The sequence below is a fragment of the Nocardia sp. NPDC052001 genome (genome assembly GCF_040680615.1).
In the GTDB taxonomy this organism is placed as follows: Bacteria; Actinomycetota; Actinomycetes; order Mycobacteriales; family Mycobacteriaceae; genus Nocardia.
Map to the genome: position 1 here is coordinate 773,271 of NZ_JBFAXC010000004.1, position 17,097 is coordinate 790,367.

Sequence of the window (17,097 nt, forward strand, 5' to 3'; positions counted from 1 at the left end):
TACGGGTGCGACAGCTGCCCGGTACAGGCGCGAAAGTTCGTCCGGCACAGGCACGACAGGCTGTCCCATTGACGCCTTTAACCACTCAGGCGTAATCGAATCATCAGGAAAGATTACGAAGTAGTAACGGAACGGTCTCGAATGATGTAGCTTGGTCCTCACTGCGTCAACCGGTTCGCGAGAACCGACGGCAATGGAGGGTCAGCACCAAGTGGGACGTCATCGCAAGCCCCCGGTTCCGACGATTCGCCGCGGATCGGTCATCGCCCTCACCAGTCTCGTCCCGGCGGTGGGCGCCACCATCTCCGGCGCGGCGGACAGCGGCAATATCGTCAGCGGCCTGACTTCCGCACTCCAGCACGAGTTCTCGTCCGACGCGGACGCGGCGCTACCCAGACCCGAGGCGGCCGCCGCGCCGGTCGCCGTCCCGGAAGTCATGCTCCGCGAGGCCAAACAGGTTGTGCCCGTTGGCCCCCCGGTGGTCAAGACAGTCGCTCTACCCGAGGGCCGCGTGCCCGCCGCCCTGCCCGCCGGCCCGATCGGAATGCCCGGCATCGCGGAAAACGCCTATCAGAACGCGGAACGCATTCTGGCCGTGGAGAATCCGGCCTGCGCCATGCCGTGGTCCCTGCTCGCCGGTATCGGCCGGGTCGAATCCACGCACGCCTTCGGCGGTAAAGCCGACGCGGATGGCAACCCCATCGATCCGGTCTACGGCCCGGTCCTGGACGGCAGCCTCTGGGGCAACAATGTCGTGCACGACACCGATGGCGGTGAACTCGACGGCCTCGCCGGTTACGACCGCGCCATCGGCCCCATGCAATTCCTGCCGCAAACCTGGAAGCACTACGCCGCGGACGGTAACGGCGACGGCGTCGCCGATCCGCAGAACCTCTTCGACGCCGCTCTCACCGCGGGCAAATACCTCTGCTCCGGCAATCTCGATATGCGCGATCCGGCCCAGCAGACCCGGGCCATCCTGCGCTACAACAACTCCATGGCCTACGTCGCCAACGTGATGGCCTGGGAAACCGCCTACTCCACCGGGATCGCCCCCGGCGCTTCCGCCCTCCCCCGCATCTGAGTCGGCGCCCGTCGTCGTCGCGCGGTGCCCGCGTCAGCGGTGCGCCCGGCGCAATGGGGTCGGCCGCCCGCTACCCGCGGACGTCCGGAGCGTGATTTCGCGGTGCCCGCATGGCGTAATCGAGGATCGGTGGCGCGATCGCCGAGCGCGCGCGAGCGCACACGGCAGCTCGGGGCAGCCGAATCATTCCCCGCCGATGGGCGCGAGACGGTCCCCGTGACAGCGCGGCTGGCCCGAACTCCTAAGCTTTCGGTATGCCAGTGGTAACGGAATCGGATGTGCGGGGCGCGCTCGCGAAGGTGAACGACCCGGAGATCCGGAAACCGATCACCGAGTTGGGCATGGTGAAGAGCGTCGAGGTCGGCGCGGACGGCAGCGTTCAGGTCGTCGTCTATCTGACCACCTCGGCGTGCCCGATGAAGGGCCAGATCACCGAGCGGGTCACCAAGGCCGTCAATGACGTGCCCGGCGTCGGCGCGATCAATGTGTCCCTCGATGTGATGAACGATGAACAGCGGACCGAGTTGCGCAAGAAATTGCGCGGCGACAATGCCGAACCGGTCATCCCGTTCGCCCAGCCGGGCTCGCTGACCCGCGTGTACGCGGTCGCCTCCGGTAAGGGCGGCGTCGGAAAGTCCAGTGTCACCGTGAATCTCGCGGCCGCCATGGCCGCCAAGGGCCTGTCGGTCGGCGTGCTGGACGCGGATATCTACGGACATTCCGTGCCGCGCATGCTGGGCACCGATCAGCGGCCCACCCAGGTCGAGCGAATGATCATGCCGCCCATCGCACATGACGTGAAGCTCATCTCCATCTCCATGTTCACCCAGGGCAATACGCCCGTGGTGTGGCGCGGCCCGATGCTGCACCGCGCACTGCAGCAGTTCCTCGCCGATGTGTTCTGGGGCGATCTGGACATCCTGCTGCTGGATCTGCCGCCGGGCACCGGCGATGTCGCCATCTCGCTCGCCCAGCTGATCCCGAACGCGGAGATCCTGGTCGTCACCACCCCGCAGCTGGCCGCCGCCGAGGTCGCCGAGCGCGCGGGATCCATTGCGCTGCAGACCCGTCAGCGCATCGCGGGCGTGGTGGAGAACATGTCCTGGCTGGATCTGCCCGATGGTTCGCGCATGGAGCTGTACGGCTCCGGCGGCGGACAGACCGTGGCGGACAACCTGACTCGCGCGGTCGGTGCGAATGTGCCGCTGCTGGGCCAGATTCCGATCGAGCAGGAACTGCGCGAAGCGGGCGACGAGGGCACCCCCATCGTGCTGTCCGCCCCGGAAAGCGCCTCCGGCAAAGCCCTGCTGGAAATCGCGGACAAACTCGCGGTCCGCCGCCGCGGCCTCGCGGGCATGTCCCTCAACATCGACACCACCCGCCACCTGTAGGCCGCCGATCGAGATATGCAACGCGACAACTGATCTCGCAACGATCGGGGTAACTCGTCGGGGACGTCCAAAATAGGTGGCGCTCCTAACCGGTAGCACGCGTGCGAAAATAGCGACGGCTCTCAGCCGGGCGCCAAAGTCCCGGAGAGGCGGGTCGACGGCTGTTTTCCGCCGGGGTGAGGTGCGGTCGCGCCCGCGTCGGCACCTAAGCTCGGGAGCATGCTCACGCTGCTTCTGTACGTGCTGATCGTCGGCCTGGTAGCCGCCCTGCTGTTCCTGGTCGTCAGCGCGCTGTTCGGACGGTCGGAAGAGCTCGGCCCGCTACCGGAGAACACCACCGCGACGGTCCTGCCCGCCGAGGGCATCAGCGGTGCGGATGTGCGTGCCCTGCGCTTCCAGCAGGTGATCCGCGGCTACAAGGCGGGCGAGGTCGACTGGGCCCTCACCCGCCTGGCAGCGCGCATCGACGAACTCGAAACCCAGCTGGCGCACGCCCGCTCCGGCGCGCACCTCGCGGGTATCGCCATATCGCCCAATGGCGCTCCGATTCCCGCCGAACCACCCGCACCCCGCCGACTGGCCCCGGACGCGCTCTCCGGCGCAGCCGCGCCCGTTCCCGAGGTGCTCCCCGCCGCCGACCCGGCCCCGCTCTCGGGCGACCACGGCGTGAGTGGCCAACCCGCCGTGCCGAGCCCGGCGGCCGAGCCCGGCACCCCCGGCAGCACCGAGCCGGGTGCGCGATGACCGCGGCGGCGAAGCCGGGCGGCACGGCGGCACCGAAGCCGCGCGCGGCGAGCCCCAAGCCCGCGAAGCCCGCCCCCGAGCCGGGTGACGGCCGGACCCGCTGTGGGTGGGCCGACGGGTCGCAGTTGTATCGGGACTACCACGATCAGGAGTGGGGTCGCCCGCTGCACGGGGATGACGCCTTGTTCGAGCGGGTGTGCCTGGAGGCGTTCCAGTCGGGGCTGGCGTGGATCACGATTCTGCGCAAGCGCCCGGCCTTCCGCGCGGCGTTCGACGGGTTCGTGATCGAGCGGGTGGCGGAGTTCGGGGACGCGGATGTGGAACGCCTGATGGCCGATCCGGGCATAGTTCGCAATAGCGCCAAAATCCACGCCAGCATCCACAACGCGCGGGTTGCTCGCGACCTGGGACGATCCCTGGACGAGCTGCTCTGGTCCTTCGCCCCGGCCTCGGGAAAACGGCCACGCACCCTGGCCGATGTGCCCGCCGTCACGGTCGAATCCACCGCTCTCGCAAAAGAACTGAAGCGGCTCGGATTCAAGTTCGTAGGACCCACTACTGCGTACGCACTCATGCAGGCGACGGGGATGGTAGACGATCACATCGCCGATTGCTGGGTGAATGTCAGGACTCCATGAACGCCACAACGGTCGGTTTTTGGAACTCAGGTACCCGCCCCGATCCGCGATAGGGAAGAATGGTCATGGTGTAGCCCGCCACATGTCGGCGGGCTGCCTGGTTGGTGACAACTGGAGTTCCATGAAAGTGCGCAGATATTCGCGCAGATCTGGAGGGAGCAGAGGATGGCGGCCATGAAGCCCCGCACCGGGGACGGTCCCCTCGAGGCAACCAAGGAAGGGCGTGGAATCGTCATGCGGGTTCCACTCGAGGGTGGCGGGCGTTTGGTCGTCGAGCTCACGCCGGAGGAAGCTGCGGCACTGGGTGACGAACTCAAGAGTGTCACCAGCTAGTTGCCAGACTTGCCTGTGCCGGTGAGCAACCCGCCCTCCGGGGCACTCGGAGACTCGGCCCCCGAACCCCGAGGATCCGGAGAGCAGCCGCTCACCGGCATATCGGTTCACAACGCATACCCCCTCGGCCCGGCCGATCGCCTGATCGCCTGCGCCGACCTACTGTCCTGCCCGGAATGCGGCCGGGACCTCGGCCCCCGCGAGCACACCCTGCGCTGCCCGCGCGGGCACAGTTTCGATATCGCCAAACAGGGCTATATCAGCCTGCTCACCGGCGCCTCCACCAAGATGACCGGCGATACCCCTGCCATGCTCGACGCCCGCGCGGCCTTCCAGCGGGCCGGTCACTTCACCCCCATCGCCGCGGCCCTGGCGGCGTCCGTCGCGGCCATGCCCGCACCTCCTCGAACCGCACACGCACGCGACAGCGGCATGACACGCCCGGGCGCGGCTGTGACCGCGGCCTCGAGGGCACGGCTCGCGGCGACCCTCCTGCCGATCCGCGAGAGTGGCCCGATTACCACCGCGGCGACACCCGGAACTGCAGCCGCGGTACTGGAGATCGGTGCGGGTACGGGTTACTACCTGGCTATGGCCCTGGATGCGGTGCCCGGCGCGCGCGGGCTGGCGTTGGATGTGTCCAAACCGGCGGTGCGGCGCGGTGCCCGGGCGCATGAGCGAGCCGGGGCGGTGCTCGCCGATGCCTGGCGAGGGCTGCCGGTGCGCACGGGGGCGGTCACGGCGGTGCTGTCGGTTTTCGCGCCGCGCAATGCGGAAGAGGTTGCCCGGGTGCTGAATCCGGGCGGGCGGTTTTTTGTCGTCACCCCGACGCCGCGGCATTTGACCGAGTTGATCGAGCCGCTCGACATGGTCCGCGTGGACGCGGGCAAAACCGAGCGACTCGCCGATTCGCTGGAAGATCGCTTCGAACTGCTGGACCGCACTCCGGTCGAGTATCGAATGTCATTGACGCACACCGATATCGCGAATGTGTCCGCGATGGGACCGTCCGCTTTCCACGCGGCCGAACAGCGCGCCGAACGCATCGCGGCCCTGCCGGATCCGTTCGAGGTGACCGCGTCGGTGACGGTGTCGGTCTATCGCCCACGCGGCTGATTCGGCAGCAGATCCAGCAGATTGCGCACCAGCGGCCGGTTGTCGTCGGCGCGGTGCGCGGTGTAGATCGTGGTGGCGGCATCGGTCCCGGCGAGCGGGATGATGCGCACCGATTCGGGTGCGGTGAAGGTGGCGCTGCGCGGTGCGACGGTGACCCCGAGCCCCGCCGCGACCAGATACAGCAGGATCGTCCAGTTGGTGCCCTCCTGCACGATGCGCGGCCGCTGACCGGATTCCAGCAGCGGTGCGAGGTTCTTGTCATAGGCGCGCCCGCCCGCGGCGCGCGGATAGAACACCATCGGATTGGTGACCAGTTCGGCCCCGGTGATGCTGTCCCGGTGCGCGTCCGGATGGTCGGCGGGCAGGATCGCCACGAACGGTTCGGTGATCAGCGGGGTGGTGACGGTGCCCGGCTGTTCGTCCGGATCGCGCACGATGGCCAGATCCAGCGCGCCGTGCGCGAGCCGTTCCATCAGATGGCTGGTGAACCCTTCCACCAGGTCCACCTCGACCAGCGGGAAACGGTCCCGGAAGGCCCGTACACCGCGTAGCGGTTCCAGCGGCAATACCGAGGGCACGAAGCCGAGGTACAGCGTGCCCTGACTGCCCTGGCCGATCCGATGGATTTCGGCGAGGTCGCGTTCGGCATGCCCGAGCAGCGCCCGGGATCGCTCCAGCAGTACGGTCCCGGCGGCGGTGAGCGCGACGGTGCGCGAGGTGCGATCGAAAAGCCGGGCGCCGAGCAGGGTTTCCAGCCGCTGGATCTGCTGGGTGAGCGCGGGCTGTGCGATGTGCAGCCGGGCGGCGGCGCGCCCGAAGTGCCGTTCCTCGGCGACGGCGCGGAAGTAGCGCAGGTGCCGCAGCTCAACCCCTTCGATCATAAGTTCAACATATCAATCCGAGCTATCAAGTATTGGACGTTATAGGTGCAGGCGGGACATGCTGAACGGGTGACTCAGCAGACGGATTCCCTCGCCCCGGAGCAGCGCGCGATCACGGTCGAGCCGATGACCACCGCCGCCGACGCGCGCGCCTTCAAGGACCTCAATCTGGAGTGGATCACCGAACTCTTCGCGGTCGAGGCCGCGGACCTGGTCACCCTGGACCATCCGCGGCGCATCGTCGACGAGGGCGGTCGGGTGCTCATCGCCCGCGCCGGTGCGGAGGCCGCGGGCTGCGTCGCGCTCGTCGCCGAGGGTCACGGCGTCTTCGAACTCTCCAAAATGGCTGTCTCGCCGCGCTTTCAGGGTCGCGGTATCGGCCGGGTGCTGCTGCGCGCCGCCATCGAGCAGGCGCGGGCGCTGGGCGCGACCTCGCTGATCCTGGCCAGCAATTCGAAACTGGCTCCGGCGGTGCACCTTTACGAATCGATCGGCTTCGTACACGTGCCGCCGTCGGAACTGCCGCCGACGCCCTACGACCGCGCCGACGTGTTCATGCGCTACGTGCTCTAGTTCTTGCGCACCAGGTCGTAGATCTTCGCGGTCTGCGCGGCGATGCGGTCCCAATCGAATTCGGCGATGGCGCGCGCCCGTCCGGCCGCACCCATGGCGGCGGCGGTCGCGGGATCCGCGGCCACCTGGTTGACGGCCCGCGCGAGCCCCCGTTCGAAGGCGTCCGGCGCATGCTCGTCGTAGTGCACCAGCCGCCCGGTGGCGTCCCGATCCACCACCTCCGGAATGCCGCCGACATCGGAGGCGACCACGGCGGTGCCGCAGGCCATCGCCTCGAGATTCACGATGCCGAGCGGTTCGTACACCGAGGGGCAGACGAAAACCGTTGCGGCGGCGAGCACCTGGCGCACCAGTTCGGTGGGCAGCATCTCGCGCACCCAGAACACCGCGTCCCGGGTCTTGCCGAGTTCGCGGACGGCTCCGGCCACTTCGGCTTCCATGGCGGGCGTATCGGCGGCCCCGGCGAGCAGCACCAATTGAATATCCGGATCCAGATACCGGGCGGCGGCCAGCAGGTGCGAGACGCCCTTCTGCCGGGTGATGCGCCCGACGAACGCCACCACCGGCCGATCCCGCCGCACCCCGAGTTCGGCGAGGATGTCGCGGGTATCGCGGGCGGGACCGCCGGGATGCCAGACCTGTGCGTCGATTCCGTTGTGCACCACATGCACTTTCGCGGGATCGATATCGGGATAGGCGGCGAGCACATCGCCGCGCATGCCCTTGCTCACGGCAATCACGGCATCGGCGTAGGTCATGGCATTGTGCTCGGACCAGGAGGACAGCCGATAGCCGCCGCCGAGTTGTTCGGCCTTCCAGGGCCGCCGGGGTTCGAGCGAATGGGCGGTCAGCACATGCGGAATCCCGTACAGCTCCGCGGCCAGATGTCCGGCCAGTCCGGTGTACCAGGTGTGCGAATGCGCGACGTCGGAGCCACCGGCGGCATCGGCCATGCGCAATTGCGCGGACATCATCTGCAGAGCGGAGTTGGCGGCGTACAGCATCGGATCGGCCTGGTGCACCACGGCATCGGTGCGCTGCACCCCCATGCAGTGCACCGTCACATCGCACAGCGCCCGCAGGCGCGGGATCAGTTCGGTGACATGCACTCCCGCCCCGCCGTACACCTCGGGCGGGTATTCGCGGGTCATCATCGCGACTCGAAGTTCGCGCCCGCCGTCCGCGCCGTAACTCACCGATTCAAACTACAGCCTGCCACCGGGCGGCTCGGGCCCACATCGATGAAAGAAAACATAGAGTTCACGACCCGGCCCGCGGTTCGCCGTCCCGCGTGCGGCGCGGCGCGGGAACGCGGCGGCGGAGTGGAGCGGCGACGAACCGCGGCTTGCGAGGCCGTGAACACGCGACGCGGCGGGCGACGCAGACGGACACGTTCATTCAGGGTTCCGCTATACCCGGTAGTTTGGCGAGTGTGAGGAGCCAGCCGCACGTACTCGGGATCGTGCTCGCCGGTGGCGAGGGCAAGCGACTCTTTCCGCTCACCAAGGATCGCGCCAAGCCCGCGGTGCCGTTCGGCGGCGCGTACCGGCTCATCGATTTCGTGCTGTCGAATCTGGTGAACGCCGGTTATCTGCGGATCTGTGTTCTCACCCAGTACAAATCGCATTCGCTGGACCGGCATATCTCGCAGACCTGGCGGCTGTCCGGGTTCGGCGGCGAGTACATCACCCCGGTGCCCGCGCAGCAGCGGCTCGGCCCGCGCTGGTACACCGGCAGCGCGGACGCCATCATGCAATCGCTGAACCTGATCTATGACGAGGACCCCGAGTACATCGTGGTCTTCGGCGCGGACCACGTGTACCGGATGGATCCGGAGCAGATGGTGCAGGCGCATATCGAATCCGGTGCGGGCGTCACGGTGGCGGGCATCCGGGTGCCGCGCAGTACCGCGAGCGCGTTCGGCTGTATCGACACCGACGAATCCGGCCGCATCACCGGCTTTCTGGAGAAGCCCGCGCATCCGCCGGGCACGCCGGACGATCCGAATGTCACCTTCGCCTCGATGGGCAATTACGTCTTCACCACCAAGGTGCTGGTGGACGCGATCCGCGCGGACGCCGATGACAACGATTCCGATCACGATATGGGCGGGGACATCATTCCGGCCCTGGTGCGCGCGGGCGCGGCCTCGGTGTACGACTTCGGCGGCAATGAGGTGCCCGGCGCGACCGATCGCAGTCGCGGCTACTGGCGCGATGTGGGCACCATCGACGCCTTCTACGAGGCGCATATGGATCTGGTGTCGGTGGATCCGGTCTTCGATCTCTACAACCGGCACTGGCCGATTCGCGGCGCCATGGAGAATCTGCCGCCCGCCAAATTCGGCCGCGGCGGGCTGGCGCAGGAGTCGATCGTGGGCGCGGGCAGCATTCTGTCGGCGGCCACGGTCCGCAATTCGGTGCTGTTCTCCAATGTGATGGTGGAGGACGGCGCGACCGTGGAGGGCAGTGTGCTCATGCCGGGGGTGCGGATCGGCCGCGGCGCGGTGGTGCGGCACGCGATTCTGGACAAGAACGTGGTGGTGTCCGAGGGCGAGATCATCGGTGTGGATCTGGATCGCGACCGGGACAGATTCGCGCTCAGCAATGGCGGGGTGGTCACGGTCGGCAAGGGCATCTGGGTATGAGAGCGGCCGCGACGCGCGGGTAACGGTGGACAGCCGCCCATCCGGGTCCGAAAATCGGTGGGTGGAGCGCTGCCCCGCCGGGCCGCGCGGGAGGGAAGACCATGAACCGCGCAACGAGGGTCCTGACCGCACTCACCTGTCTGGCCCTGACGGCCACCCTGTCCGGGTGCGCGCAGAAGGGTAAGGCCGTCGCCGGGGAAATGGACGTCCGCACCCTGGACGCGGGCACCTACGCGGTGAATCGATTCACCTACGACCGCAATTCGAACGGCAACGGCCCGATGCTGGAGGGCATGCGGATGGCGTCGGCGGTGGTGCCGACGGTGCAGATCGATCCGAGCCTGAAGATCGGGCGCGGCGGCATCGTGCTGACCAATATCAATGATGTGGTGACCGTCAGCCACCTGTCCTCCTCCGCCAAACCGGTACTGCAGAATCGCGGTTTCGTGGCCGGGTTCGCCATGAGCGGTTCGGATCTGCCGGACCCGGCCGGATCCAATGCCCCCGACCCCGCCAGCACCACGGCCACCATCCGACTGCTGCGTTTCCCGTCGGCCGACAATGCCAAGCTCGCCGCCAAGGAGCTGGAGGACGCCGATTTCGGTGTGGCGCTCGATCAGAACAAGAAGCTGACGCTGGCGGACTATCCCGATGCCTTCTCGCACTGGCGGCCCGGTGTCGGCAGCATCGGTGTGGTCATGGCGCGCAAGGAATTCGTGATCTCCATCTTCATCTCCCGGCCCAAGGCGGAGCAGGGGGATCTGCTGTCCTGGGCGAAGAAGACCCTCGACGCCGAGGTGCCGGTGGTGGACGCGTTCGCCCCGACGCCCGCGGATCAGATCGATGCGCTGCCCGTCGATCCGGATCGGCTGCTTGCTCGAATCCTGGTGCCCGACAGGGATTCTCACACCCCCGACCCGGACAACTTCGCGGTGTACGGCGCCAATATGCTCATTCACCCGGCCGGTGACGAGAGCCTGCGGCAGCGGCTGGTGAACGATACGGGCATGGACGCCATGGCGCTCACCAAGGACGGCTATCTGTTCCGCACCCGGGACGCGCGCGGCGGTATCGATCTCACGGCGGGGCTGATCAGCAGTCTGGGCGAGACCGCGATCGGCGCGCCCGACAAGGTGCCGGACACCAAATGCGTACAGCATCGCGCGGATAGCACGTCGTACCGCTGCTACGTGGTCTACAAGCGTTATGTGGGCGTGGTGACCGGCAGCAGTCCGGACGAGGTGCAGAAGAAGGCCACGGCGCAGTACGTCCTGCTGGCCAACAGCCTCTAGACCCGCACGGATCAGAAGCGGATGACGTCCTCGTCCAGGGCGCGCCAGGCGGCGGGCCGGGACGGGCGGTGCGTACCGTGCGCGCATTCGGAATCCGGTGCGGCACCGCGATTGTCATGCGGCAGCACGGCATGCCCGGTGCGCGGCAGCGGATTCGCGGCGCGCCGCGGGCGACTGTCGTCCCGGAATCGATAGTCGCGGAATCCGAACGGCTGCAACAGCGCTCGCAGGAATTCCGCGCCATCGGCGGGCAGTATGGTGCGCTCCTCGCCGAGCACGTCGACGCCCTGGTAGTACCAGACGCGCGCGACCAGCCCCTCGACCGGATCGACCGCTCGAAAACTGACCTGCCCGTCCGAGTTCAACCGGAATTCGGCGATGCGTCGCCATCGTCCGGACTCGCGCAGATAGAGACCGACAACGGCCGGGGTCCGCTGACTCATGAAAACCTCACTGGTCGCGCTTTCCCCTGGAGTATCCCGATCGACGCGGGGTAATCCTGCTGTCCCGAAGGACAGTTCAGTTCTGGTAGACGGGCGATACGGTGCGCCCCCCGCAGAACGGTTCACAGGGCCCCGGTGTCGAGGGCACCACATGCGATTGACCATCGAATCTGGCTCCGCTCACCAGCAGCAGCACCAGTAACGCGGCGAAGACGACCAGCCCGAACATGATCAGTGCGGGCCATAGCCAGCCTGCCGGCAGATGAACGCCGAGCATCAAACCTTCCATGCCCCACCTCCTTATTTCGTTCCTTACTCTCGTTTACCACCTGCGGCCCATTCGAATCCACCCCTGCGACTGCCCCAGCACTGCCCCTGCCGGAAATGCCGAAGGGGCCGCGAACCGCCGGCAACGGTTCGCGGCCCCTCCGGCCGGTTCAGCGCAGGTCGCGCCTGCGGAATCCGATGAGCCCCAAGGCAATCAGCGCGGCCGCGATGACCAGCAGAATCAGCACCGGCACGAGGTCGAAGGAGGCACCGGGCACCTTGGGCAGATGTTCGAACGGTTCGAGGTCGCGGAGCCATTGCGGGGCACCGGAGATCGCGCCGAGCAGGAAGACCGCGATGGCGGCGGTCAGCACGCCCCACGCCACCGGGGTCCAGCGCGGCGCGAGACCGAACAGCGCCACCGTGATTCCGGTGAATATCCACACCGCGGGCAGTTGGATCAGCGCCGCGCCCAGCACATCGGCCAGTTTGCCGCCGACGTCACCGGCCGCACGCCCGTATACGAAGCCACCGAGCAGACCCGAAACACACAGTGCCACCGCCGGTCCCAGCAGAGCGAACAGCAGATGCGATGCGGCCCAGCGGGTTCGCGATACCGCACCGGTGAGCAGGGTTTCGGCGTGATCGCTGCTCTCCTCCGAATGCAGGCGCAGCGCCGCCGATACCGCGTAGGCGGCCGCCGCCACGCCGATCATGGTGAAGGCGTAGCTGATCATCGAATTCTCCAGCGAGGCCGAGCCGCCCATCCGGGTGATCAGATCGCGAATCGCCTGGCTGCTGCCCAATTCGTCGCCGATGCCGTGGATCACGCTGCCGATGATCAATCCGTACAGGCCGAGCCCGACCGTCCAGGCGATCAGGGTGCCGCGCTGCAACCGCCAGGCCAGTCCGAACGGTCCCGCCAAACCGGGTCCGGCGGTGGCCGCGCCCGGGCGTTCCGCGATCAGTCCCGCACCGATATCCCGGTGCCGCAGTAGCGAATACGCGATGACGGTCAGCACGATCACCGCCGCCGCGTGCAACAGCGGCACCGCGAAGTGATTGCCCGCGAACGGCCGCACCTGCAGCGACCAGCCCTGCGGCGACAGCCACACCAGCGGGCTGGTGGGCCCGTCTCCGGCGCGGGCGTCACCGATGGCGCGCAGCGTGAAGGTCACCGCGAGCACCGTGAAGGCGATACCGCGGGCCAGCCGCGCACTGGTGGTCAATTGCGCGCACACCGCGGCCACCGAGGCGAACACCAGGCCCGATCCGGCCAGCGCGAGCCCGAAGGCCAGCGATCCGGTCCTGGCGTCGTCACCGGTGAGCTTGCTGCCGGACAGGCTCAGGAACCCGATCAGGCCGGTGGCCAGCGCACCCCCGTAGCCGAGGATCAGCGCCGCGGTGAGCCCGGCGTAGCGCCCGACCCGGGTGGCGGCCACCAATTCCCCACGGCCCGTTTCCTCTTCGGCGCGGGTGTGCCGGATGACGGTGAGAATGGTGGCGATGGCGATGAGGCTGTAGAACATCCCCGCCTTCCAGATGCCGACCGCGCCGAGGCTGGTGTTGTACACCGGCCCGTACATGGCCAGCTGGGCCGGACTGGCGAGAATCGAGTTGGCGAATCCGGCGCGGTCTGCCTCGTCCGGGTACACGCTGACGATGCTGTTGATGTACACGCTGCCCAGCGGCAGCGACAGCAGCAGCACCCACAGCGGCAGCACGATGCGATCGCGGCGCAGGTACAGCCGCAGCAATTGTCCGGTGCCGGTGAAATCCGTTGACCGCAAGGGGCTTTCGATGGCGCGAGGCGCGGTGATGGCGGTCATTTCGCGGCCCGCTGCAAATCGGCGGAGTCGCGGCCGGATTCCGCGGCGTCCTCGCCGTTGAGCGAATAGTGCCGCAGGAAGAGCTCTTCCAGCGTCGGCGGCTGGCTGACCAGACTGCGCACACCGGCGTCACCGAGCACCTTGATGAGCTCGCCGAGATGTTCGCTGTCCACCTGGCAGTGCAGGGTATGCCCATCCATGGTGATGTCCGCGACGCCCGGAATCCGGCTCAGATCGCCCGGGTCACCGATCATTTCGGCGGTGATGGCGGTGCGGCTCAGATGCCGCATCGAGGCCAGCGTGCCCGATTCCACCGTGCGCCCGGCCCGGATGATGGTGACGCGCTGGCACAGCGCCTCCACCTCGGACAGGATGTGGCTGGACAGCAGCACCGTGCAACCGCGCGCCGCGGCCTCGGTCACGCATTCGCGAAATGTCTGCTCCATCAAGGGATCCAGACCCGAGGTGGGTTCGTCGAGCAGTAGCAGCCGGGCCTCGGACGAGAACGCCGACACCAGCGCCACCTTCTGCCGATTGCCCTTGGAATAGGTGCGGGCCTTCTTGCGCGGATCGAGTTCGAACCGGTCGATGAGATCGGCGCGCCGCCGCTGATCGAGTCCGCCGCGCATGCGCGCCAGCAGATCGATGGTCTCACCGCCGCTCAGGGACGGCCACAGCGTGACATCACCGGGCACATAGGCGATATCGCGATGCAGGGCGACCGCGTCGGTCCACGGATCCCGGCCGAGCACCTCGGCGTCACCCGAGGTGCGGGCCAGAATGCCCAGCAGCACGCGAATGGTGGTGGATTTTCCCGCGCCGTTGGGCCCGAGGAATCCGTGTACCTCCCCCTCCGCGACCTCCAGGTCGAGACCGTCGAGGGCGCGCACCTGTCCGAAATTCTTGTGCAGATCTCGGACCGAGATGGCCGGGGTGGCCGGTGTGTTCATCGAATCTCCTTGTAGGAAACGACAGGGGGTATTACCGCTGTCGAGTGAGGGTGTCCAGCGCCATCGAGTCGGTGAGCAGCCCGTTGGTGTAGATCTCGAGGGCGGGCAGGGTCATGTGATCGGCGTACTCGCGCAATGCTTTTCGATAGTCGATGCGGCCTTCGTGCTGGGCCGCGTACAGCTGCAGGAACATCACCATGCCGCCGCCGTTGGTGGTGGCGATGTATCTGGCGGTGGCCTTCAAATCCCTTGGGGGACGGTAGGTTCCGGCGGCGACACCGGCGATCAGGTACTGCTCGACATCCTCGACCATATGCTCGAAGAAGCTGGTCAGCAGATCACCGCCGGATTGGAAGCTGCGCAGCATATAGGCCATATGCGGGGCGAATTCCTCGATCTCGGCCATCTGTTCCAGCAGCCCGTTGGGTGAAGGACGCTGTGCGAATTCGACTTTCGCGGCCCGGATGACATCCCGGACGTGATCGTCGCACGCCGCGCGCAACCCCTCCTTGGACCCGAAGTGGTGGTTGACCAGACCCGGCGAGACGCCCGCCGCCGCCGCGATGGCCCGCACCCCCACCCCGAAGCCCTGCTCGCCGAAGGTGGTGATCGCGGCATCGCGAATCCGGGCCCGGGTGGTCAGATCCTCAGAGGCTGAACGCATGTTCAATACATTAAACACTCGTTCAATGCGATGGCAAGAGCGCACGCCGAAAGAAACCGTCAAAGGTCCGAAAACAAGCGCGAACGCGGATGTTCCACGCGCGGAACACCTCCCCCGCAGCAGCTGCTGCTACGCGGAAAGTCCCCGCGTGGACAAAACTATCCGCAGGTCGGAGGCGGTAGAGCAGAAATCAGCCCCGCGATGCGCAGAGCAGTCCGTCGCCGACCGGAATCAGCACACTGGTGAGCGCCGGATCCTCGGCGATGGCCCGCGTGGCCGCACGCACCGCCTGGGTCTGTGGATCGCGCTGTGCCGGATCGGGCACCCGCCCGCCGAGCAGCGCGTTGTGCAGCAGAATCGCCCCGCCCTCGCGGAGTAATCGCACCGCCTGCGCCACGTACTGCGGATGCTCCAGCGGCGCGGCATCGATGAACACCAGGTCGTAGGCCCCATCGGCCAAGCGCGGCAACACATCCAGCGCCCGGCCGTTGATCAGCCGGGTGCGCGCGGGCGCGATATCGGCGGACCGGAACGCCTCGCGCGCCGCGCGCTGATGTTCGGGTTCGGAATCGATGGTGGTGAGCGTGCCGTCCTCGCGCATGCCGTCGAGCAGCCAGAGGCCGCTCACCCCGGCCCCGGTGCCGACCTCCACGACCGCTCGCGCACCGAGCAATTGCGCGTACATACTGAGAAGTGCGCCCACCGACGGGGGTACCGGTGCGGCGCCGAGTTCGAGGGCGCGTTCGCGCGCGCTGATCAGAATCTCGTCCTCGGCGACGGATTCCTCCACGTAGGCGAGGTTGCGCTGCAGGTTCGATGCCGCGGGAGTGAGGCTCACGGCTATGAGGCTAATGGCGCGGAACCGGGAAAGCCCGGCGGCGACCGGCCGGTGTGGCGATTTTTCTCAGGTGTCCCTCAGCCTGCGCATACGACCACCACATCGGGACCGGCAAGAGTATTGCCAAGTCAGGCCAGCGACAGTCGGTCCGGCGGGCGGGGAACACACGACCAACCAGGTCGGTTGTACCCGGCAGTCGGAACTTCGGTCCCGAGTAGGAGGTAATCCCATCCACATGGTCGACGCGGCGCGTGAACCCGCCATCCTGCCCACGCAGGACTTGAACTCCGTGCTGGACGGCACCACCGTGCCGGAAAGCGAACTCGACGAGGCTGCCCTGAGCGGCACCGCGGCCTTCGATGCCACCGGTGACCGCACCATGATGCCGACCTGGGACGAACTGGTCCGGGAGCACGCCGACCGCGTGTACCGCCTGGCCTACCGCCTCACCGGTGATCAGCAGGACGCAGAGGATTTGACCCAGGAAACCTTCATCCGGGTGTTCCGCTCGCTGCAGAACTATCAGCCGGGCACCTTCGAGGGCTGGCTGCATCGCATCACCACGAATCTGTTCCTGGATATGGTGCGGCGCCGCAATCGGATTCGCATGGAGGCGCTGCCCGAGGATTACGACCGGGTGCCGTCCGAGGGGCCGGGCCCCGAGCAGGTCTATCACGACGCGAATCTGGATCCCGAGTTGCAGGCGGCGCTCGATTCGCTGGCGCCGGAGTTCCGTGCCGCGGTGGTGCTCTGCGATATCGAAGGTCTGTCGTACGAGGAGATCGGCGCGACGCTCGGGGTCAAGTTGGGCACCGTGCGCAGCCGGATCCACCGAGGACGTCAGGCACTCAAAGAACACCTTGCGCATAATGGAGTGGAGCGGCGCTTCGCCGCCCCCGAGAACGCCAGGTGACCCGCCGGGCCCAGCGCCCGAACACCGGCATTCCCGATGCAGCCGAGGTGTCCCGGAAGGGTGTGCAGCTTATGAGTGGCGAGGACAGAACGCCGCGTCCGCCGCGTTTCGCCCCCACCGAGCATCTGGCCAGTGAGGCCATTGCCGCGTATGTGGACGGCGAATTGCGGATGAACGCGTACCTGCGTGCCGCTCACCATCTTTCCGTCTGCGTGGAATGCGCGGCCGAGGTGGACGCGCAGCAGCAGGCGCGCATTGCGCTGCGGCAGTCCTCGGATCAGATTTCCGCGCCGATGCGCCTGCACGATTCGCTGAGCCGGATCCCGCTCTCGGAACTTCCCACGGCGGAAACGCTGAATGCGGATCGCGGAACTTTCGCGCGCGGCGCGAACTTCGTCGGGCTGCGCCAAGATTCGTTCGACAGCAAACGGTGGACATCCTGGTGGCGCAAGTAGAGTTCATCGCGTGACCACCGAATCGAAGAACACGGGCCC

General features: G+C 67.4%; 18 protein-coding genes and 1 pseudogene. 11 read left to right on the plus strand and 8 right to left on the minus strand.

Annotated elements, in window-relative coordinates:
* The first annotated feature begins 211 nt into the window (after positions 1–211).
* From AB0L82_RS23640 to AB0L82_RS23665, 6 genes and pseudogenes are all read left to right on the plus strand, one after another.
* On the plus strand, positions 212–1,084 hold the full coding sequence (locus tag AB0L82_RS23640; RefSeq protein ID WP_364639969.1) for a lytic murein transglycosylase: 873 nt from the start codon (positions 212–214) through the stop codon (positions 1,082–1,084).
* Positions 1,085–1,338: 254 nt separating this feature from the next.
* Positions 1,339–2,475 (plus strand): Mrp/NBP35 family ATP-binding protein, encoded by a 1,137-nt coding sequence (locus AB0L82_RS23645; protein ID WP_364639972.1) that lies wholly within the window; start codon positions 1,339–1,341, stop codon positions 2,473–2,475.
* 219 nt (positions 2,476–2,694) lie between these two features.
* Positions 2,695–2,964, plus strand: a pseudogene (locus AB0L82_RS23650) (DivIVA domain-containing protein); the annotation flags it as partial.
* A gap of 251 nt (positions 2,965–3,215) precedes the next feature.
* Positions 3,216–3,857: a DNA-3-methyladenine glycosylase I gene (locus AB0L82_RS23655; RefSeq protein WP_364639975.1), complete on the plus strand. Its 642-nt coding sequence runs from the start codon at positions 3,216–3,218 to the stop codon at positions 3,855–3,857.
* Between the two features lie 165 nt (positions 3,858–4,022).
* Positions 4,023–4,190: a DUF3117 domain-containing protein gene (locus AB0L82_RS23660; RefSeq protein ID WP_006554284.1), complete on the plus strand. Its 168-nt coding sequence runs from the start codon at positions 4,023–4,025 to the stop codon at positions 4,188–4,190.
* A gap of 144 nt (positions 4,191–4,334) precedes the next feature.
* Positions 4,335–5,306, plus strand: a complete 972-nt coding sequence (locus AB0L82_RS23665; RefSeq protein WP_364640503.1) for a putative RNA methyltransferase — start codon at positions 4,335–4,337, stop codon at positions 5,304–5,306.
* Here the strand turns inward: AB0L82_RS23665 and AB0L82_RS23670 are convergent.
* Positions 5,288–6,187, minus strand: a complete 900-nt coding sequence (locus AB0L82_RS23670; RefSeq protein ID WP_364639979.1) for a LysR substrate-binding domain-containing protein — start codon at positions 6,185–6,187, stop codon at positions 5,288–5,290. The genes AB0L82_RS23665 and AB0L82_RS23670 overlap by 19 nt on opposite strands.
* Before the next feature lie 69 nt (positions 6,188–6,256).
* Here AB0L82_RS23670 and AB0L82_RS23675 point away from each other — a divergent pair, with 69 nt between their 5' ends.
* A complete protein-coding gene (locus AB0L82_RS23675) occupies positions 6,257–6,760 on the plus strand; it encodes a GNAT family N-acetyltransferase (protein ID WP_364639982.1) in 504 nt (167 codons plus the stop codon).
* Here the strand turns inward: AB0L82_RS23675 and glgA are convergent.
* Positions 6,757–7,914: a glycogen synthase gene (gene glgA / locus AB0L82_RS23680; protein ID WP_364640506.1), complete on the minus strand. Its 1,158-nt coding sequence runs from the start codon at positions 7,912–7,914 to the stop codon at positions 6,757–6,759. The genes AB0L82_RS23675 and glgA overlap by 4 nt on opposite strands.
* A gap of 278 nt (positions 7,915–8,192) precedes the next feature.
* On the opposite strand from glgA, the gene glgC reads away from it, so the two are divergent.
* A complete protein-coding gene (glgC, locus tag AB0L82_RS23685; protein WP_364639985.1) occupies positions 8,193–9,407 on the plus strand; it encodes a glucose-1-phosphate adenylyltransferase in 1,215 nt (404 codons plus the stop codon).
* A gap of 101 nt (positions 9,408–9,508) precedes the next feature.
* Positions 9,509–10,699 (plus strand): hypothetical protein, encoded by a 1,191-nt coding sequence (locus AB0L82_RS23690; RefSeq protein ID WP_364639988.1) that lies wholly within the window; start codon positions 9,509–9,511, stop codon positions 10,697–10,699.
* Positions 10,700–10,710: 11 nt separating this feature from the next.
* On the opposite strand, the gene AB0L82_RS23695 is transcribed toward AB0L82_RS23690, so the two are convergent.
* The 6 genes from AB0L82_RS23695 to AB0L82_RS23720 form a co-directional block, all read right to left on the minus strand.
* Positions 10,711–11,142, minus strand: a complete 432-nt coding sequence (locus tag AB0L82_RS23695) for a hypothetical protein (RefSeq protein WP_364639991.1) — start codon at positions 11,140–11,142, stop codon at positions 10,711–10,713.
* Positions 11,143–11,218: 76 nt separating this feature from the next.
* On the minus strand, positions 11,219–11,431 hold the full coding sequence (locus tag AB0L82_RS23700; protein ID WP_364639994.1) for a hypothetical protein: 213 nt from the start codon (positions 11,429–11,431) through the stop codon (positions 11,219–11,221).
* Between the two features lie 148 nt (positions 11,432–11,579).
* Positions 11,580–13,238: an ABC transporter permease gene (locus AB0L82_RS23705; protein WP_364639997.1), complete on the minus strand. Its 1,659-nt coding sequence runs from the start codon at positions 13,236–13,238 to the stop codon at positions 11,580–11,582.
* Complete coding sequence (locus AB0L82_RS23710; protein ID WP_364640000.1) at positions 13,235–14,188, minus strand: ABC transporter ATP-binding protein; 954 nt, start codon at positions 14,186–14,188, stop codon at positions 13,235–13,237. The genes AB0L82_RS23705 and AB0L82_RS23710 overlap by 4 nt, the downstream gene beginning before the upstream one ends.
* Before the next feature lie 31 nt (positions 14,189–14,219).
* On the minus strand, positions 14,220–14,852 hold the full coding sequence (locus AB0L82_RS23715) for a TetR family transcriptional regulator (RefSeq protein WP_364640003.1): 633 nt from the start codon (positions 14,850–14,852) through the stop codon (positions 14,220–14,222).
* A 190-nt stretch (positions 14,853–15,042) separates the two neighbouring features.
* Positions 15,043–15,690 carry an O-methyltransferase gene (locus AB0L82_RS23720; protein ID WP_364640006.1) on the minus strand — a complete coding sequence of 216 codons (648 nt, stop codon included), beginning with the start codon at positions 15,688–15,690 and terminating at the stop codon, positions 15,043–15,045.
* Between the two features lie 235 nt (positions 15,691–15,925).
* Here AB0L82_RS23720 and sigE point away from each other — a divergent pair, with 235 nt between their 5' ends.
* Positions 15,926–16,603, plus strand: coding sequence for an RNA polymerase sigma factor SigE (gene sigE, locus AB0L82_RS23725; RefSeq protein WP_364640008.1), 678 nt, complete (start codon positions 15,926–15,928; stop codon positions 16,601–16,603).
* A gap of 71 nt (positions 16,604–16,674) precedes the next feature.
* Positions 16,675–17,058 (plus strand): hypothetical protein, encoded by a 384-nt coding sequence (locus AB0L82_RS23730; RefSeq protein ID WP_364640011.1) that lies wholly within the window; start codon positions 16,675–16,677, stop codon positions 17,056–17,058.
* Positions 17,059–17,097: the final 39 nt, after the last annotated feature.